This is a genomic window from Treponema sp. R8-4-B8, from assembly GCF_054786175.1.
The window spans coordinates 233,203-252,423 of sequence record NZ_BDHE01000487.1 but is presented as its reverse complement, the minus strand read 5'-3'; the positions used below and the strand labels follow the sequence as shown (position 1 = coordinate 252,423).

Below are 19,221 nucleotides of genomic sequence, written 5' to 3'. Positions count from 1 at the left end.
AAACGTTATACGATATTTGCAGTCGTATAATATACAGAATATGATATATATGACATTAAAAATAGTTGGTATAGCTTCGCTCAAATAGAATAAAATCCTCCAAAATCAGTACTTGCAACGTATTTTATGACTATGGTATAATAAGCTCCATGAAATTAACGGAAAAAAGGGCTTATTTTGGCAAAAAATAAAGAAAAAGTGCCTGCTGAAAGCAGGCAGTATATTTATATCGTTCAATCCTCAAAAGAAACGACAAAATGTAAAATAGGCATAACTAATAACCTTGAACGGCGGCTGAAAGAATACAATAATATGACTGGCAAATCTAAAGAAACCGTTTACCAATATTTGATGACCTGCGAAGTAAAAGACATGGCAACCGTTGAAAATGATATAAAATACCAATTCGTTACCCTTCGTGAAGAAAAAAGCAAGGAAATATATTTTTTTAACACATATTTGTTTAATGAATATGTCAAATTTATTAAATCTCATCCGTTGTTTGTAAAAGAGACATACATAAAAACAGAAGATAAAAAACAAATAGTAAAAATTGTAAAAAAAACAGCACCTTCTCTTGAAGAAAGAGGGTTATCACAAAAAGACGTGTTGCAAAAGGCGCAAAAAGTAAATAATGACGAGTTTTATACCCGATACGAAGATGTTGAAAAAGAACTCTCAATGTATAATAAAAGCATTTGGAAAAATAAAACCGTGTTTTGTAACTGCGATGACCCTGTTGACGATGATGAAAGGCGCACTTCGGCATTTCCATTATATTTTATTAAAAACTTCAGAGAATTAGAATTAAAAAAATTAATATGCACTCATTATAGTGGTCAGGTTGATTTGTTTAATCAGGGCACTAAAGGTTATGTTTTTACAAAATTTGGTTACAGAGAAATGGATTTTACTAAAGAATATCCAGAAGGTTATACAGGAAGTTTTGATCATCCTTTATCATTAAAAATTCTCAAAAAAGAAACGGACATAGTATGCACGAACCCGCCGTTTTCAAGAGCAATAGATTATTGGGAAACTATCATTAAAAGCGGCAAAAAGTTTTTAATCATTTCTAACATAGCAAATCCAATTACAAAAGCATTTATCCCTTATTTCAAAGATAATAAAGTATGGGCAGGCTATAACGAAGTGGATTGGTTTTTAACGCCTAAAAGAGAACTTACCAGAGCGTCAGGTTATTGGTACACAAATATTACTATTAAAAACAGGCCAAAATATAAGCAATTAAAAATAATGCCGTTAAAAGACATACCCGAAAAATATAAAAAATATGACGATTCAAAAATATTGTTAGTTGATAATTGTTATATACCGAATGATTATAAAAAACCTTTTGCCGTATCCGCCCGCCCAATACTAAATGGCATATTAGAAAAAGGATATAAAATTATAGATAAAGATTGGTCTTATATAGCAGTTATAAATGGCAAACAATGTTTTAGAAGAGTGTTGGTGCAGAAAGAATAAAATATTAAAAAATATTTGTCCGTTATCCTATCATAAATCCCACGCCCGGATCTCGGACAAAAACCCCCTCTTCCCCCTTTGTGTTCTTTTTGTGAAACTTTCCAATAATACCCGTCACTTAAAAAAACTAAACTTCCCAAATTTATGCAATTTGCCGTTGGAGCGTTTCGCGGTATCATCAAGAGATTTAAATATAAATGAAGCAAATGCCGATTCGTTTCCCGAGTCGGTAGTTGAAAAGCCCATTGTGAAATATGAATCGTTGTGGGCGGCGGAAAGCAAACTGGCAGTAAGGGCGCGGAAGGAGGCGAGAGCGGGGGGGCCGAGTAAATCCGCCGCTTCATCTTTTAATGATGATGAAGAAATATCGGGGTAAACCAGGGCGAGGGTTCCGCGTTTGCGGTTGTTAAAAACAGCCGCAAGTTCTTTTACAAGAAAAAACCATCCTTTTATGTGGTCGTTAATCATTATTTCAACATCGGAAAAAGAAAGATCAAAGGCTTTACCGCGAATGGAAGGCGGCGAGCAGATAAGTATCGCCTCGTCAATATGCTCAAGGCGGTTTTCCGCGGCAAGTATCAAAGTCCGGGCGGAAATAGGGCTTGACGGATTCCAGTCGAGGGACAGGCGTTTAGGCGTTTCCTGCGATGAACCCCTTACCGCGCCGGAAAATCTGTTTGGAATAAAAGCGGCGGCAAATTGTTCTACGCGGTTGCCCGTCTCCGCCTCGATAGCGCGGCTAATAGCCGATTCGTTTCCTGCGATGAAAATTCCTCTTGTCATAAATACAGTTTACAGATAGAAGGCTTTTATGGCAATATATAAATATGCTTACAGTAAAGGCCGCCATGATTGGCGATGTAGTAGGGAATCATGGCATTGAAACTCTGGAAGCAAAACTGCCGGAGCTGATAAAAGAACATCAAATTGATTTTGTCACGGTCAATGGCGAAAATGCCGCCGAAGGTTTTGGCATGACCGAAAATGACTTTAAGCGCATAATCGCCGCTGGCGCGGATGTAATTACTTCCGGAAACCACATCTGGGAAAAGCGCGAATTCTGGCATGTTCTGGATACTGAAAAGCAAATTCTTCGCCCGGCTAATTATCCGGCAGGTACAGATACAGATTCCGTTGTTTCCGGCATGGGATCTGCCTGTATAAATAAAAAAGGAATAAACTGGGTAGTTATAAATCTTCAGGGGCGTGAATTAATGAACGCCATCGATTGTCCTTTCAGATGTTTCGATAATCTTGTAATCGCCCACTCAGAGGTTGACTCTCTGCCTGTCATTCTTGTAGATTTTCACGCCGAATCCAGCCGCGAAAAAGAAGCGCTTGCCTATTATGCCGACGGGCGCGCTACGGTAATTGCCGGCACACACACGCACATTCAAACCGCCGATGAGCGGATACTGCCAAAGGGTAGCGCATATATCACCGATCTTGGAATGACCGGCAACGTTGACAGCGTAATCGGCATGGAGCCGAAAATTTGCATTGAACGCGCCCGCAAACAGGTTCTGTATCACATGGAAATAGCGGCGACAGATAAACCGGGAAAAATGCAGGGCATTATCGCGGAGATTGATATAGAGAGCGGAAAAGCGGTATCGATTAAAAGAATTTAAAAAGATTGACGGCTAATCGGGCTTCCAATCCAGATACCTTCGCCAAGATAATCCAGTCTTCTGCCTTCAATTAATATTTGCACGTCTTTTACATTTTGAAACTCTGTCACTGTCCAAACGATCTGCCTAAGCTGGGCGACATAACCTTCAACGCCAAAAGTGTTAAATAAAAAATCTTCGCTAAAATTGATGTATGCGGTATTTCCCCTAACGGTCGCGGAAAGTATCCTTGTGTTTCTCGGAATAAGATTAAGAAGTCCGCGGCTTAATTCTTCCGCCGTTGGACCGGCAAGCAGAGCGTTCAACGCGTCCTGCATTGGCGAATCAGAAACGGGAATTTTGCGCGTTACTTTTGAATGGAGAATCTGCCCGTCGCTTCCGACATTGGCAAAATAAATAGCCCTGTCTCTCGTTTGCGCGGGCGGCGTTTGAGTCGTTGTCGGGGTTTTTGGCTTTGTCTGCGTTTCAGCAGCCGGTTTTTTTTCAGGCTGAGTGTTTTGAGTTTTCGCCGGTTCGGTGGTTTGCGGTTTTGTTTCCTCAGAAGTCTTAGGTTTTGGCGCGGAAGTATCAATTACAACTGTAACGGGCTGCTCATCCTCCACTGGTAAAACTTCTTCTTCCGCGCCGGGAGGGGTGGTTAGGCGAGTCTTAAAAATATTAAAATTCTTTTTTATGGTAGCGGCATTCGCCATAAAAATACTGATAATAGCAATTACAAAAATCAGCCAAAAAATAACAACCGCCTGAGACCCTTTAGATTTTGAATTACCCGCAGTTTTCCTTGTCGCCACAAAATCATGATACGGTAAATTATAAATGGGGTCAAGGAATTTTACCGAAAAATTTCTCGCAAAGGCGCAGAGGCGCGAAGTTCTTGTCCGATAACCCATTATTAATCTAGATATATTAGTTTAACTACAAATCTTGAAGGAAAAACGATGATCCTACAAACAACAACCTTTGCGCCTTCGCGCCTTTGCGAGATGTCTTAACCTATATATTGTAAATAGAGTGAAGAAATAGCGCCGCTGCTTGCGAGACATTCAGGCTTTCGATGTTTCCGGTGCCGGGGATTCTTAGCAAATAGGAACATTGGGTTTTTACTTCTTTGGGCAGGCCTGTCTCTTCGTTGCCTAAGACTAGAACAACGCCTTGGCGTTTTTTTACAATGCCGCTTAAGTCGCCGATGCGCTGTCTTGCCCTTGTGTCAGTGCCGATTGTTAAAAGTTTTTTTGACGCGTCTTTTAAGAAGGCGGCTGAGTTTGTGATTTTACGTACCGTTAGGTGTTCAAAGCCGCCTTCGGCGATACGGTAGGCGCTTGTTGTAAGACGCGCTTCCGTGTCTTTTTCGTTTAACACAATGTAGCTCGCGTCGAAAAAGGCGGCTGCCCTGGCGATTGCGCCTAAGTTGTGATCATTGCCGACAGAGTGAAGAAGGACTCCTGTCTTTCCTTCGGCTGCCCACAGGTCAAGATCTTCATGGGTTAGCGGTTCAACTACGGGCTCTTCGATCATCGCGACTACGCCCTGATGATGGACGCTTTTGCAGATTCGCTCAAGTTCTTCGTCTTCGCAGAGTTTATAGGGGCGCTTGCGTTCGGCAAGCTGTTTGCATATACCAGTAAATGAGTTAAGACGATCTTCGCGTAAAAACAAACGGTTGATTGTCGCGGGATGATGCTCACCCACGGCAAGAACCGCGTTCATGCCACATACGGCAAGTTCATCTGTTAATTTGTTTAGCATTCGGCTCGTTACCTGTAACGCCTTTACTTGCAAATTAACCGTTAAAACTGTTTACCATCAACGGCGGCTGATGGGTAGCGTCAAGAGTGTCGCGCCACAGGCTGCTTTCCGGGTCTACTTTATTGCGGTGAGTAATAACCAAGCCAATCGGCAGATGAACAAATTCGTTATTTACAAGGCCGATGATAATTTTGGTTTTTCCCGCCATTGCCGCGTGTGCCGCCGCGTTGCCCAAACGCTCGCAGTAAATTGAATCGTCGGGATTCGCTGGCGCTGAACGGATCGCGTAACTTGGATCGATGTACTTTAAGTTGATCTCAATTCCCTTTTCTTCAAAATGATTGCTTATCCTTGATTTTAGATAAACGCCAACGTCTTCAAATTTAGTATTTCCGCCCGCGTCGGTTTTTTTATCTTTTATAAGCTGATCCTGCATTGCTCCTTCGGCGACGATAATAACCGCGTGTTTGCGTTTTACAATGCGCTCTTCCAAGTGATATAAAAATCCGTTGTAACCTTCCAAGTTAAACGGCACTTCGGGGATCAGCACAAAATTCACCTCGTGGCTTGCCAACGCTGTATGCGCCGCAATAAATCCGGAATCCCTTCCCATCAGTTTTACCAGGCCTATTCCATTAATCGCGGACGACGCTTCCATGTGCGCCGCGGAGACGACTTCCACAGCCTTCTGTACCGCCGTGTTAAAACCAAAAGAACGGTCTATCAGGGCAAAATCATTATCAACTGTTTTTGGTATTCCGATTATCGCTATTTTTAATTTTCTTTTGTCAACTTCACCGGCAATATCTAACATTCCCCGCTGAGTGCCGTCTCCGCCGATTGTAAAAAGCATATTCAAATTGAGTTTTTCCATCGCGTCAACAATCTTCTCTACTTCCCTGCCGCCGCCACGGGCGCTCCCTAAATATGTGCCGCCGATTTTATGAATATCGTCAACGCTGTCAGGATCAAGCTCTTTTACCCCAAACTGGGACTCCGGTAAAAACCCCCTGTACCCGTAACGAATGCCGGAAATCCTTGTGACCCCGTATCTGTACCATAAACAGCGGACAACGGCGCGAATTACGTCGTTAATGCCCGGACATAGGCCGCCGCAGCTTACAATCCCCGCGTGTACATGAGCCGGTGAAAAATAAATCAGCTCGCGGGGACCCGCTAATTCCAGAACTTGAGTTCTTTTAACATGAGGCTGTGGCCCCGGCACAACATACGGATTTAAGCGTAAAAATTTATCGTTCACAACATAATTGGCGACTTTATCTCCAAGTTCCCTGGACATTTTTAACGGCGAATGAACCGACGCTTTTCCAAGTTCTTCAATAGTAAAATCCAGATCATCACTTACCACCATAAACAACTCCTTTTAAAATAACATATATTATTCATTATAATGCATAGCTTGAGTTTTGTAACCATGTATGGTATATTAATCTTATGAAAATTACCCCTGCAAAAATGGGCAAATTTAGCCCAAAAATACTTGTTTTAATTGTTGTGGGAATATTGGCCCTAATTTTTTTGGGAACCAGTGTTTTTATAGTAGATCAGACCGAACAGGCGGTTATCACGCGCTTTGGCAGGTTTATCGGCATAAGGGAGCCCGGGCTTCACGCAAAACTTCCATTTGGCATAGATCGAAATTATACGGTGAATGTAAGAACAGTACAAACCGAAGAATTTGGATTTCGCACCACAAGGAGCGGAAGTTATCCCGCGTATTCAGATCAGGCGAATGAATCTGTTATGCTTACGGGAGATTTAAATATTGTCAATGTTGAATGGATTATCCAATACCGCGTTGTCGATCCAAAAGCGTGGACTTTTAACGTGAATGAAAGACGGGCGACAATACGCGACGTGTCTCGCTCGGCGATTAATACGCTTGTAGGCGACCGCGCGATCATGGACATTATGGGCGTCGAGAGAAGTACGATTGAGATTGAAGCATTGGCTACAATGAACAACAGATTCAGCGAATACGGGCTTGGCATTGACGTAATCGCGGTTAAACTCCAGAATGTTACTCCGCCGTCGGGAGTGCAGGAAGCTTTTGAAGACGTAAACAAAGCGATGCAAGACCTTGAGCGGCTTATAAACGAAGGACAGCAAGTCTACAACGAGGAAATTCCCAAAGCAAGAGGCGAAGCCGAGAAGACGATACAAGTAGCGCAAGGTTATGCGACAGAACGGGTAAACAGGGCAAACGGCGATGTCGCGCGTTTTAATTCCGTTTACGAAGAATACCGCCGCGCTCCCGAAGTTACGCGACAGAGGCTTTACTATGAAATGATCGAAGAAGTCTTTAAGGACGAGAAAAGCATGACGGTTATCGACCGTAATTTAAAAAATTTCCTGCCTATGATGAACATGGGAGGGGGAAGATAATGAAAAAAATAGTTACTTTTATAATAGTTGTCCTTGTAATCATTATTGGCATAGCGGTAGCCGGCCCCCTGTATGTTATTAACGAGGGAGAGCAGGCGGTAATTGTTCAGTTTGGAAGAATAACGGACGTTATTTCACAAGCCGGCCTTAAAGTGAAAGTTCCTTTTATAGACGAAGTTATCCGTTATCCCAAAAAAATTATGGCGTGGGACGGCGAGGCAAGAATAGTGCCGACGGCGGAAAGACAATTTATTTTTGTCGATGTTGTCGCCCGATGGCGCATATCAGACCCAAAGAAATTTTATGAGTCGATAAATACTGTAGACGCGGCGTATTCAAAACTTTCAGAAATTATTGATTCGGAAGTGCGTACAGTCGTGGCGGAAAACCCATTGCGGGAATCTGTCAGAAACTCCAATATTATTATGGAACGCTTGTCGCATGACGAAGCGGCGGTAATTGGGGAAGGTCTTGAGGTGGATATTTTAAGCACTACAAACCAGTCAAGTTCAAGTTATGAGCCGATTACAAAGGGAAGGCGGCAGCTTGCCGAAGAGATACTGGCGCGCTCTCGCCGAATGGTTCCTGAATACGGCATAGAGCTTATTGACGTAGTAACGCGGCAAATAAGTTATTCGCCCGAATTAACGCCGAGCGTTTATGCCCGCATGATTAGGGAAAGAAACCAAATAGCTATGGCTTTCCGTTCCGAGGGCGAAGGGCGAAAAGCCGAGTGGCTTGGAAAAATGGACAACGAAAAGCGTTCTATTCTTTCCGCCGCTTACACGCAAGCCCAAACAATTATGGGAAACGCGGACGCGAGAGCGGCGAGAATTTACGCGGACGCGTACAACAGGGACAGAGATAGACAGGTTTTTTACGATTATTGGAGGGCAATTGAATCGTATCGTCAGACCATGCCGAAGTTTAACAAAACGCTTACTACCGACATGGATTATTTCCGTTATCTTTACTCGACAAGGTAAACGTTAAAAATTAATATAAAAAAGGAATAATGATGGAACAGCGAATTTATATTTCAGAAATTAACAATCAATCGGTTTTATGTTTTGATACCGGGCTTGATCAGCGTTCTTTTGCCCGTACAAAAATGTCTCAGAGTTTGATAGATCCGGGATTTATTGTTAATCCAGACGGAACAAACGAAACATGGAAAATAACCGGTGTGAATGAAATCGGCGGTTTTATGAGGGTTTTTGGCCCTTATGTGCCGGGAAAAAGATTGGATTTACTTTTAGAAGAACTTGGCTCATCGCCGTCACTTGCTTTAAAACAAGAAGCTTTGGAAGCCGTAATCAACTGGAGTAAGGCAAAAATGTTCCTTGGCGATAAACATTCCGTAATTAATCCGGGCGCGTCATTTGTTTCAAAAGAGGGCAATGTTTTTTTTGCTCCCGAGCATATATCCAGCCGCTGTCTCTATATTGAAGGCAATGAAATTGACAAGTATAATTGCCCCGATTTAACCGGCATGGATACGACCGCTTTTTGTACTGGCGTAATGTTATACAAAATACTGACGGGGAATCATCCCTATCTTTCAAATGATATTTTTCAGGACATGAGGGAAGGTGTTTTTTTCCCAGTTCATCTTGCCGCGTTGGGTCTTAACGCGCGATTATCAGAGCTTATTCAAGCGGCGCTTATGCTTCCCGTTGAAAAAAAGAGCAAGAAAAATACCGTAACAAAAAGCAGTATTGAAATTCTTACCGGTATTCTTGAAATTTTAACAGATAAAGAAAAAAAAGCGGTATCTGTTTCTTCGTTATTTGAAACTTTATCTCCTGAAAAAGCAAAACAGTTTGAAAAAGAGAAGAAAAATTATTTGTTCAATAAAAATAAACTCTTAAAAGCAAAACGATATATAAAAAACAATAAATATTTGCTGATTGGCGTTACAGTAGGAGTAGCGTTTGTTCTATTTATTTTTTTCAGCACGGTAATAAATATTGCCACCCGTCCGACAACGGAAGGAATGTCGCCCGAAACGGTTGTCACCGCTTACTACGACGCGTTCAGTTCATTAAATCATCAGTTTATGGAAGCATGCATCCAAGGCGCTGACAGAAGCGATATAAACGCGGCTTCAAGTTATTATGCGGTTTTAAAACAAAGGCAGGCTTATGAAGGAGCTAAAGCTTCGTCAATTGTTCAAGCGAGAGTTTGGAAAGTAATGGGCGGGGATCTTCCGGCGCCCAATGTTTTTGGCGTAACCGACTTAGAAGTTGATTGTATCGGAGGCGAAGAAGCCGACGGTCTTATTGTCTTCCGCGCGGTCTATAATTTATGGTCGCCATTCGATGATTACGCCAGGCATTTCAATGACGTTCTTACTTTAAAGCGTGACAAACGTAACCGTTGGAGAATTATCGAACTCTTGAGGACTGAAAGTTAGAAATAAAGAATAAAAGTGAAATAATCCTAATTAATCCAACAGTTAATTAGATAGCGTGATAAGGAACCCTCTGCGGGTAAATTAGGCAGGTTGTCTTTTGTGAACCATTTTGCGTCTTCTATTTCGTCTCCGTCGGGTTTAATCGTACCCGATGAATATCGCGCTTTAAAACCTAGCATCAGAGAATTTGGGAAAGGCCACGGTTGGGATTTAATATAAACAATGTCTTTTACTGTTATATTTACTTCTTCACGGATTTCCCTAACTACTGTTTCTTCCAGCGTTTCTCCCGCTTCGTTGAAACCGGAAATATGGCTGTAAACCCCCGCTTTAAATTTTTTGTTATGTGCAAGCAGAATTCTGTTTTCATTGTCGGTAATAAGCGCAAGAACGGCGGGGCAAATTCTTGGAAACTCCATCCTTCCGCACTTGGGGCAGATTCTCTGCGCCTGCATGGGAATGTCGTCGTTTTTTGCGCCGCAAGTTCCGCAGAAACGGGAATCACGCCTCCACTGCGCGATATGGCAGGCGCGGATAATGCGGTTGACGCTGCCGCCGGATACGCTAAACATGGAAATAATGCTTCGGACGGGGATAGTTTTCCAATCTTCAGGCAAGATTGCTACCTGTGGGACGGACACTACGGTAATCAAGGCGGGAGAGCCGCCCAATTCAGGTATTTCAAAAATATCGGGATTTTCAAATTTCTTTGATAATTCAAACAAAAGCCCGCCTTCAATTTGAGAATCCTGAGTATTAACCGGTAAAAGCAAAGAATCACCCTGAAAGAAAAACGCCCGCTTGTCCAAATATCACTCCTGATTTATAATAATAAAAATTTTCTTGTTATTCAATAATTTATATTATATATTAAATATGGAGGGAGAAAGCAATGAATAAAATAAATTATCTTGAAATGCTGCCGATAAACAGTATCGCTAAATACGCGAAGGGGCATCCGAATGACGGTATTCCTTTTACCGGGTATCCAAGAACGCATCCCTCAGAAAAAAACAAACTTATCCTTGTATACGATCCGCTGGGAAACGAACCGGTCGTGCTGGAATTTAAGCTTGATGATATATTGTTTGTTGAAGAAGTTCCCTCCGCGGTTACCGAAGCGGGCGAGGGCGTGCCGCTGGTAAAACTTTGGGTAAAACGCGGCGCCGTCGGAATGATTCTTGAACCATTTGAGGTAAATGAATTGGCGCAGGCTGTCGGCAAAACGCGGGCGATTAAAGAACGCATTTTGCAAAATCAGCCGCAGGCAGGCGCGTGATAGGCATTTCTGATTTTTCCCAATTTAAACGCCCTCCGCTTTTTCTCTGTGAGACAGACGGTGGCGTTAGTTGCGAGCTTTGCCCTAACAACTGCGTAATTAAAAGCGGCAAATTTGGCGCGTGCGGGGTGAGGGGAAATAAAGGCGGAAAGGGAATTATTCCCTTTTACGGATTCATCTCCGCGCTCGCGCTTGATCCAATTGAGAAAAAACCTCTGTATCATTTTAAACCTCACACAAAAATACTCTCACTCGGTTTTGCCGGCTGCAATCTCCACTGCCCTTTTTGTCAGAATTGGCATATCTCCCAAAATACTGACATACCGGGAAAATGGATGCAGCCGGGCGAAATAATTTCCGCCGCGCTGAAACAGGACTCTCCTTCCATCGCATACACATACTCGGAGCCTCTTATCCATATTGAATATCTTTTGGACTGCATGACGCTCGCGCGCAAGCACGGGATAGCCAATGTGCTGGTAACCAACGGCTGTATCAATGAAAAAGCCGCCGCCGAAATTTTAAAACTTACCGATGCCGCAAACGTGGACTTAAAAACTTTTTCCGAAGAAACATACAAAAAAACACTGAACGGCGATTTGCGGACAGTGCTTGATTTTATCGGACTTTGCCACAAGACGGGAGTTCATCTGGAAATTACAACTCTTGTCGTGCCTGATTTAAATGACTTAAGTGACGAACTTGGCAAAGCCGCGGATTTTATCGCTTCCGTCAGTAAAGAAATCCCCTGGCACCTAACGGCCTATCATCCCGATTACCGATGGAACGCTCCGCCCACGGACAGGGATTTTCTTTTACGCGCCGCCAAAGAAGCGGAAAAAAAATTGACGTTTGTTCATACGGGGAATATCGGCGTATAGTTCTTATTGGACAGCTCCGGTTATTAATGAGTTGTACGCGGGTTTTGGACGGTATTGACGGTCAAAAAGCAGGGGGTGATCTTCTCTGCCTGACTTGGGAAAGTTGTTCAGCCAACTGTGGCCGTCGTCAAGACCCCAGACAAGAACCATGTCGAATTTTCCCTTACTGTGTTTATCAGCTAACATATCAAACAATTTGCGGTACATATTTGTCTGTGTCTGCAGACGCGTATTTATTTCACCGGCAGAAAGCGTCAGAGTTGAATCATCCCACGCGAAAAGCGATATATCCAGTTCGGTTACCTGTACTACCAGATTTTTTTTGCTGACAGGATTTGTCTTTGTTGTAATTTGATCAATAACAGTGCTGAGACTGGTTATATAACCGTCACCATACTGTATTCTTGCATGTCCTTGAATGCCTACGCCGTCAATTGGAGCGCCGTTTGCAATCAGGTAATCCAACAGTCTGAGAAATCCGTTCCGTTTAACCGTATCCCAACTATTTTCAATATTGTATTCAGTAAGAAAGAGTTTTACATTCTGACCGCCGTTTTCATCGGCATATTTACGGGCATATTTAAAAGCGTAAACAATCCACTCATAACGGTCATCGCCCGTAAGGCCCGACTCCTCCATGACTGCCGTAAAATCAGATTTGCCATCACTGCCCGCGATATTGGCTCCGCCAGCGACTCTTGGATTACCGTCATCCCCGACACATTCGTTGGCTACGTCCCACCATAGAACTTTGCCGCCGTATTTTTGAAAAACAGTTTTAACATGTTGTTCCATACGGGTATAAAACACGTTTTTTGCCACATAAGCGCTTGTCGTATTACCTGTTCTAAAAAATACTTTAGGAATCTGCTCATGCCAGAAAAGAACATGACCGCGTATTTTTGTATTATTCGCTTCAGCAAAATTAACCAATTTATCCGCTTCTGTCCAACGGTAGGCTTGAGAGGCATTGTAGGCAGGAGACGAAGCCCAATTCTGCCATTGACTTGGCATTATGGATGCGGGTTTCATATCGTTTTCCGCGACCAGTACGTTAAAAGACATAAGCAAAGGATACTGTCCGTTACTCGAACTAAAAGCGCTGCCGGGAGCGGCCGCTCCCACAAAGAACGGCCATTTTGAATGTAACGGAATTTCTGCAGATTGAGAACCGCCGCTAACGATGACTGTCGCCGTTCCGCTCTTGCCCGTATCCGCAGTTGAAGTTGCCTTTACGGTAAGCGAGGAAAGAGTTTCAGCGGCGGCTACAGTAAGCATTCCGCTTGCGTTAATAACAGTTCCCGAATTTTTATTGGTCTGTACGATAGACCACGTAACGGTCTGCGCGGGATTATTGGTACCTGTAACAACGGCTGTAAATGTTTGTGTCGCGCCTTTAGCGACTGTAGCGGTTGACGGATTTACCGTTACGTCAGTAACCGTTGGAGTAGGAGTTGCGGGTTGAGTAGGAGTTGAAGGTGAAGTAGGAGTTGAGGGTTGAGTTGGTGTAGTAGTTGGTGTTGAAGTAGTATCAGTCTTTTCCGGCGTGAAACAGGCTGTTATTGTAAAACCAATTACTATTACAAGAGCAACAGCATGAATCTTGCTGGTTTGCGGCGCTTTCTTTCCCATAACTCTTCCTCTTTTAGTTTGTACTCAATATTATCTCAATTAAGTATTACTTTTTTAAGTCTAAAAAACAAGTTTTAACTTTTGTTTATTTTGCGTTTGTAAGATTTATCTTTTAATATTCTTAAAACTGTGAAAGACTTACAGTATTATTCCAAACGGTAAGCCGTTAAATCCGGCAGTTTGTCCAAAGTAATTACCGAGCGGTGGTTGTATACCTTCTTTTTGTAATCGTTCTTGTTGTAAAATTCTCCGGTAAAAAAGTTATCTTTATGCGATTCGCCTATTATTTTACGGCCGTCATTCCAAGTCATAAACCACGACCACATGGCTTTGTCTTTAACACATTCATCAGGGTCGGGGATTCTACCATTCTCAGTAAGGGCGACGATGTATTCCTTATCACCCATGTTTTTTGTCCGCTCGAACTGGTCTTTTAATGAAGAAAAACCCTGCGCGTAAATATCACGGCCTATAATGTCAACGGTTTTTGGATCGGGGAACCAGTTTTCACTGTCACCGTTCCAAACCCAAATAAGGTTATCCAATCCTTTTTCGTAAGTAAAATAATCCCACATAAATTCCCAAAGGGCGATGTACGGTTTTGGGCCGCTTGCCCCCCACCAGAACCAGCCGCCACTCGCTTCATGCAAAGGCCGCCATAATACTGGAATATCTTTTTCTTTAAGCGTCTGTAAACGTAAAGCCACTCTGTCAAGGTCTTTTGTAATGACTGTGAAAGCGGCATCTTCGGTATCAAGCTGATCGTTTTTCCAAGGGATACGGTATTCGGTTTTATCCGAATAAAAATCATTTCTCGCGCCCGTCCGCCAATGCCAGCAGAATGTAACAATTCCATGAATAGACGGTTTGTTTGGCAATAACGCCGTATTGTTGTTTTTTCCTTCCCACCATTCAATAGCTTCGTTCACCTGTTCCCTGCCGTTCATAAATGGCATATAGGTATATGAAAGCATAATAAAATCAAAACCTTTAATCGCCGGATATTTTCCTGTATCCGCGTAAACACGGGATATCATATCTATCTCTTCGTTGGTAGTCCATGACGTGTCCATCTGACCGGAGATGATGTATTTCCCATATACGTCGGACAAATAATTTAATAGGCGTTTTTTATTAGGTGATGATTCAGCGGGAGGACGGACAGGTTTTGGCTTGGAAGCGGGAGTATTCTTAACCGACGGCGCGGTGTTACACGAGAAAAGCAATAAAAACGCCGCCAGTAAAAGAATACTGATTGATTTCAAGACTTATTCCCAGCGCATATTATCAAAGAAAACAGGGCCTTTGTAATTTGTCTTGTAACCGGCAATGCTAAAAACCATACTGTCAACCGGACTGGAAGATCTGAGCGATAACGATACGGTTCCTTTTACATAGCCGCCAGGAAGTTCATCAAGAGCTAAAATAGCGTCGGTGTTTCTTTCGGCTAGTTGTTTTTTACCGTTAAAGATAACTACTTTGCTCTTAAAATGGCCGCCCTTGGAAAATGTCGGATTGTAAATAAAATCAAAACTGAATTTGCTTATTCCTTCAAGCGGGGTACCGAAATCCACTTTCATTTTAGGTTCTGACCATTCGGAATTAGAATCTTTTGAATAATCAACGTCCATCCGTAACATTGGTTTTCCGAAAGTTTTATCATCGCGGCTTATATCCGCTGTTCCGTGGAAATCCCAATATTCTTTAGGAATCATATACCAGCCTGCTGTTCCAGAAGCCGGATCGCTAAAATCCCAGCTAAACTTAATGCTTGGCGCGGCTTTCTGAGTTTCAGTTTTTGCCGCTCCGCCGCTGGAAGCGCATGAGATCGCCAATACCGCCAATACCGCGATTACCAGTAAAATCGCCTGCTTTACCGCTAAGTTCTTTTTCATAAAACACCCCTTACTAAAAATTTAACGGCATTAAATGCCGCTTTTATTATACATCATTATTATATATAACTGCCTTGACAATACTACTATACTTTAATATAGTAGTTTACAGGTAGCCATTATGTCATATCAAGTGTTGTGAGCCATTATTAGGATTTATTTTTATGCGTCAATTTCAAGTAGTATCGCCTTTCCAGCCTGCGGGAGATCAAGGCGAGGCAATTTCAGCGTTAGCTGAAGGCATCCGAGCCGGGGACAAGTACCAAACATTGCAAGGCGTTACAGGTTCGGGTAAAACTTTCACAATGGCGAAGATAATAGAAGCGGTGCAAATGCCCACGCTGATTGTCAGCCACAATAAGACGCTTGCCGCGCAGCTTTACCGAGAGTTTAAAGGATTTTTTCCTGACAACGCCGTTGAGTATTTTGTTTCCTACTACGATTACTACCAGCCGGAAGCTTATGTCGCAAGCAGAGATTTATACATAGAAAAAGACGCTTCAATAAACGACGAAATAGAACGAATGCGTCTCTCTGCGGCGAGAAGCATGATGGAACGCGAAGATGTAATAATCGTCGCGACTGTCTCCTGCATTTACGGCATGGTAACCCCCGACGTATACAAAAAAATGACCGCTACTTTTTCAAAAGGCGAAACCGTCGATGTCGATTCGCTAATCCGCCGCTTTGTTGAATTGCAATACGAACGCAACGACGCGGTTCTCGAGCGCGGGCGTTTTCGCAGAAGGGGCGACACGCTTGAAATTTATCCCGCCTACATGGAAGAAGCCTACCGCGTCGATTTGGATTGGGATAAAGTTGAGCGTATCCGCCGTTTCAACCCCGTGTCAGGTGAAATGCTTGAAGACCTCGACCGCGCTCTTATTTATCCCGCAAAACAGTTTGTAATGCCCGGCGAAATGATACAAAACGCGATGGGCGCGATTAAAGACGAACTTAAAGACCGCCTAGAGTATTTTAAAAACAACGGCAAAATTATCGAAGCTGAAAGATTAAAAACCCGCGTTGAATACGACATCGAAATGCTTACCGAAATGGGCTACTGTTCCGGCATTGAAAATTACTCCGCTCATTTAGCGGGACGCAAAAGCGGCGAAACCCCTGACACGCTTGTAGATTATTTCCCAAAAAGACATTTAACGTTTATTGATGAAAGCCACGTTACCCTGCCGCAGTTAGGCGCCATGTACGCGGGCGATCGCAGCCGCAAGCAAAGTCTTGTCGATTACGGTTTCCGTCTCCCCTGCGCCCTTGACAACCGCCCCCTTCGTTACGATGAATTTGTCGAGCGGCTGGACAAAACTGTTTTTGTTTCCGCCACGCCGGGAAAAACTGAGATTGAGCAATCAGCGCGTGTAGTGCAACAGCTAATACGCCCCACAGGACTTTTAGACCCTGAAATAGAAGTGCGTCCCAGCGAAGGTCAAATGGAAGACATTTACGGCGAAGTGCAGAAACGAATCAAAGCCAAAGAACGCTCTCTTATCCTCACCTTGACAAAAAAAATGGCGGAAGACCTTACGGATTACCTATCCGGCCTCGGTTTGAAAGTCCGCTACATTCACAGCGAAGTAGAAACCATTGAGCGCGTGGAAATACTCACCCAACTGCGTCAAGGCGATTTTGACATTCTTGTAGGAATCAATCTGTTACGCGAAGGCATCGACCTGCCCGAAGTTTCATTTATAGCGATTCTTGACGCGGATAAAATCGGCTTCTTACGCTCGCTTACAAGCCTTGTGCAAATAATCGGGCGCGCCGCGCGTAACGCCGCCGGAAAAGTAATCATGTACGCCGACCGCATGAGCGAAGCGATGGAAAAAGCAATCAGCGAAACAAACCGCCGCCGCGAAATTCAAATAGCGTATAACAAAAAACACGGCATAACCCCGGCGACAGTAAAAAAAGCAATCGCGGAAATACTGACGCGCCATGTCGAAGAAGCGGATAACGCGGCGGCAACCACGGTTGAAGTTTTAAAGAACTCCTACAATGTGCTTATTCCCGCGCAGCGCAAACAGTTGATTAAAGCCTTGGAGAGCGAGATGCTCGAACACGCGAAAAAATTGGAGTTTGAGCAGGCTGCGTCAATCCGCGATGAGATAGTACGAATAAAAGAGATGGGGTAAGTAAGTGAATCGTTGTTCGACGGATTGCCGGGGGGCTATGCGCGATGAGATTGCGCGGATTAAAGAGATGGGGTGAGAGACGAATTGTTATTGACAATTATAAATCCTGAAAATGAGATAAAACCTTATTTCTATTCTGAAAATGCCGTTATATTTAACAACGATTGTCTTGAGGTATTAGCACGCATTCAAGATAACTCTATAGATATGATTTTTGCCGATCCGCCGTATATGTTATCAAATAACGGATTTACATGTCAAAATGGAAGAATGGTTAATGTTAATAAAGGGAAATGGGATAAAAGCAAAGGGTTGGAAGAGGATATAAAATTTCATGACGCTTGGATAACTGCCTGTAAACGGGTATTAAAGCCCGAAGGAACTATTTGGGTTTCTGGCACATATCATAGTATTTTTCAATGCGGATATATCATGCAAAAAAACGGCTTTCATATTTTAAATGATATTGCGTGGTTCAAACCAAACGCGCCGCCTAATTTAAGTTGCAGGTTTTTTACCGCTTCACATGAAACAATAATCTGGGCGCGTAAAGATAAAAAAGCAAAACATGTTTTTAATTATGAGAAAATGAAAAACGGAATTTTTCCGGAAGATAAAATAAAAAAAGAAAATACGCAAATGCGGTCAGTCTGGTCAATACCCGCGCCTAAAAACAGCGAGAAAGAATTTGGCAAACACCCAACTCAAAAACCATTAGATCTTTTATTAAGAATTATAACGGCTTCTACAAATGAAGGTAATATAATATTAGACCCGTTTAATGGCGGAGGCACTACCGGGGTCGCTTCTTTGTTAATTGGAAACCGTTATTATGTGGGTATTGAAATTGACATAAAATATTGTAAATTAACTAAAGACAGATTTTTAAAAATAAAAAAAGAACCGACAGTTTTTCAAGAAACAGGCTAATTGGAGCTAAAATATGTCAAAACGGTTTACCGTAATCACGCTTCCAGTATCAACAGCGTCTTAGGATCCAATTTCATAGCCATTGCCTTTGAAATAATTGATCCTCTGTCTTTGGAAACAGAAAGCTCGACATGATCATGCTTTGGCTGTAAAACAATCACAATATCAATGTTGTTAATAAAATCGTTCAGTATTACAGGAATATTCTCTTTATCGTACTGCGATACGTCGTCTTTTACCGAGCAACTGTACCAAACGCTAACCCCCAATTCTATCGCGAAGGTTTTAACGCCGGCAATGATTTCTTTGTCCATGCGCGAGAAATCAAACCCGTCTACAATAATTGAATCGGCCTTAAAGCCGCCTTCGATAATCATTGCCCTTAAACTTTTAAGAATCTGATTCTTCGTGATTCCGTCCTGATTAAAACTCATTAATACGCGGTTTTTAACAAGGTTGTTTTTTATTTCCACGGCGTTATCAAGATTTTTTTTATTGATAAATTCGTCAAAAATATCGTTGTACCAAACAGGCACGTGCTGATTGAGCTGTCCCAATGAATTGTGGGTGGTAAAAGATACGTGAATAACTTTTTTCCCCTGAAGCAGTTTGTCAAGGGCAAGCTGCACAAGTACCGATGTTTTTCCCACTCCGTTAGGTGAAGCGATAACCCCGATTTCTCCGGGTTTTAATCCGCCTTCGATTGACTGTTCAAAAATGCGGATTGGACTGCGTTGGATAAGTTCGTTTAATACCATAATATT

18 protein-coding genes are annotated in these 19,221 nt (G+C 42.8%); 9 read left to right on the top strand and 9 right to left on the bottom strand.

Going from position 1 to position 19,221, the window contains the following annotated elements:
* Positions 1-177: 177 nt before the first annotated feature.
* The gene (locus tag ACYVRA_RS14325; protein ID WP_461253404.1) at positions 178-1,491 is read left to right on the top strand and encodes an adenine-specific methyltransferase EcoRI family protein; all 1,314 of its coding nucleotides are present in this window, start codon (positions 178-180) and stop codon (positions 1,489-1,491) included.
* 114 nt (positions 1,492-1,605) lie between these two features.
* Here ACYVRA_RS14325 and ACYVRA_RS14320 read toward each other — a convergent pair whose 3' ends face one another.
* The gene (locus tag ACYVRA_RS14320; RefSeq protein ID WP_461253403.1) at positions 1,606-2,274 is read right to left on the bottom strand and encodes a hypothetical protein; all 669 of its coding nucleotides are present in this window, start codon (positions 2,272-2,274) and stop codon (positions 1,606-1,608) included.
* Positions 2,275-2,318: 44 nt separating this feature from the next.
* On the opposite strand from ACYVRA_RS14320, the gene ACYVRA_RS14315 reads away from it, so the two are divergent.
* Entirely contained in the window at positions 2,319-3,122 is an 804-nt protein-coding gene (locus ACYVRA_RS14315) for a TIGR00282 family metallophosphoesterase (protein ID WP_461253402.1), read from the top strand.
* On the opposite strand, the gene ACYVRA_RS14310 is transcribed toward ACYVRA_RS14315, so the two are convergent.
* The 3 genes from ACYVRA_RS14310 to ACYVRA_RS14300 form a co-directional block, all read right to left on the bottom strand.
* Positions 3,119-4,012: a GerMN domain-containing protein gene (locus tag ACYVRA_RS14310; RefSeq protein ID WP_461253401.1), complete on the bottom strand. Its 894-nt coding sequence runs from the start codon at positions 4,010-4,012 to the stop codon at positions 3,119-3,121. The genes ACYVRA_RS14315 and ACYVRA_RS14310 overlap by 4 nt on opposite strands.
* Before the next feature lie 103 nt (positions 4,013-4,115).
* Entirely contained in the window at positions 4,116-4,868 is a 753-nt protein-coding gene (locus tag ACYVRA_RS14305; protein WP_461253400.1) for a TrmH family RNA methyltransferase, read from the bottom strand.
* A gap of 34 nt (positions 4,869-4,902) precedes the next feature.
* A complete protein-coding gene (locus ACYVRA_RS14300) occupies positions 4,903-6,240 on the bottom strand; it encodes an ATP-dependent 6-phosphofructokinase (RefSeq protein ID WP_461253399.1) in 1,338 nt (445 codons plus the stop codon).
* Between the two features lie 83 nt (positions 6,241-6,323).
* Here ACYVRA_RS14300 and hflK point away from each other — a divergent pair, with 83 nt between their 5' ends.
* From hflK to ACYVRA_RS14285, 3 genes are read left to right on the top strand one after another with little or no spacing between them, the layout of a single operon-like run.
* A complete protein-coding gene (hflK, locus tag ACYVRA_RS14295) occupies positions 6,324-7,274 on the top strand; it encodes an FtsH protease activity modulator HflK (RefSeq protein WP_461253398.1) in 951 nt (316 codons plus the stop codon).
* Positions 7,274-8,260: a protease modulator HflC gene (hflC, locus tag ACYVRA_RS14290; RefSeq protein WP_461253397.1), complete on the top strand. Its 987-nt coding sequence runs from the start codon at positions 7,274-7,276 to the stop codon at positions 8,258-8,260. Before hflK ends, hflC begins: the two co-directional genes overlap by 1 nt.
* A gap of 29 nt (positions 8,261-8,289) precedes the next feature.
* On the top strand, positions 8,290-9,690 hold the full coding sequence (locus ACYVRA_RS14285) for a hypothetical protein (RefSeq protein WP_461253396.1): 1,401 nt from the start codon (positions 8,290-8,292) through the stop codon (positions 9,688-9,690).
* A gap of 26 nt (positions 9,691-9,716) precedes the next feature.
* Here ACYVRA_RS14285 and nudC read toward each other — a convergent pair whose 3' ends face one another.
* Complete coding sequence (gene nudC / locus ACYVRA_RS14280; protein WP_461253395.1) at positions 9,717-10,499, bottom strand: NAD(+) diphosphatase; 783 nt, start codon at positions 10,497-10,499, stop codon at positions 9,717-9,719.
* A gap of 83 nt (positions 10,500-10,582) precedes the next feature.
* Between nudC and ACYVRA_RS14275 the strand changes: the two genes are divergently transcribed.
* On the top strand, positions 10,583-10,969 hold the full coding sequence (locus tag ACYVRA_RS14275) for a hypothetical protein (protein ID WP_461253394.1): 387 nt from the start codon (positions 10,583-10,585) through the stop codon (positions 10,967-10,969).
* Positions 10,966-11,850, top strand: coding sequence for an AmmeMemoRadiSam system radical SAM enzyme (gene amrS / locus ACYVRA_RS14270; protein ID WP_461253393.1), 885 nt, complete (start codon positions 10,966-10,968; stop codon positions 11,848-11,850). Before ACYVRA_RS14275 ends, amrS begins: the two co-directional genes overlap by 4 nt.
* 3 nt (positions 11,851-11,853) lie before the next feature.
* Here the strand turns inward: amrS and ACYVRA_RS14265 are convergent, their stop codons facing one another.
* The 3 genes from ACYVRA_RS14265 to ACYVRA_RS14255 form a co-directional block, all read right to left on the bottom strand.
* Positions 11,854-13,482: an endo-1,4-beta-xylanase gene (locus tag ACYVRA_RS14265; protein WP_461253392.1), complete on the bottom strand. Its 1,629-nt coding sequence runs from the start codon at positions 13,480-13,482 to the stop codon at positions 11,854-11,856.
* Between the two features lie 146 nt (positions 13,483-13,628).
* On the bottom strand, positions 13,629-14,747 hold the full coding sequence (locus tag ACYVRA_RS14260; protein ID WP_461253391.1) for a glycosyl hydrolase: 1,119 nt from the start codon (positions 14,745-14,747) through the stop codon (positions 13,629-13,631).
* 3 nt (positions 14,748-14,750) lie between these two features.
* The gene (locus tag ACYVRA_RS14255; protein ID WP_461253390.1) at positions 14,751-15,377 is read right to left on the bottom strand and encodes a hypothetical protein; all 627 of its coding nucleotides are present in this window, start codon (positions 15,375-15,377) and stop codon (positions 14,751-14,753) included.
* A 164-nt stretch (positions 15,378-15,541) separates the two neighbouring features.
* Here ACYVRA_RS14255 and uvrB point away from each other — a divergent pair, with 164 nt between their 5' ends.
* Positions 15,542-17,527 carry an excinuclease ABC subunit UvrB gene (gene uvrB, locus ACYVRA_RS14250; RefSeq protein ID WP_461253389.1) on the top strand — a complete coding sequence of 662 codons (1,986 nt, stop codon included), beginning with the start codon at positions 15,542-15,544 and terminating at the stop codon, positions 17,525-17,527.
* 72 nt (positions 17,528-17,599) lie between these two features.
* Positions 17,600-18,457: a DNA-methyltransferase gene (locus ACYVRA_RS14245; RefSeq protein ID WP_461253388.1), complete on the top strand. Its 858-nt coding sequence runs from the start codon at positions 17,600-17,602 to the stop codon at positions 18,455-18,457.
* 35 nt (positions 18,458-18,492) lie between these two features.
* Here the strand turns inward: ACYVRA_RS14245 and ACYVRA_RS14240 are convergent, their stop codons facing one another.
* Positions 18,493-19,215: a hypothetical protein gene (locus ACYVRA_RS14240; RefSeq protein WP_461253387.1), complete on the bottom strand. Its 723-nt coding sequence runs from the start codon at positions 19,213-19,215 to the stop codon at positions 18,493-18,495.
* Positions 19,216-19,221: the final 6 nt, after the last annotated feature.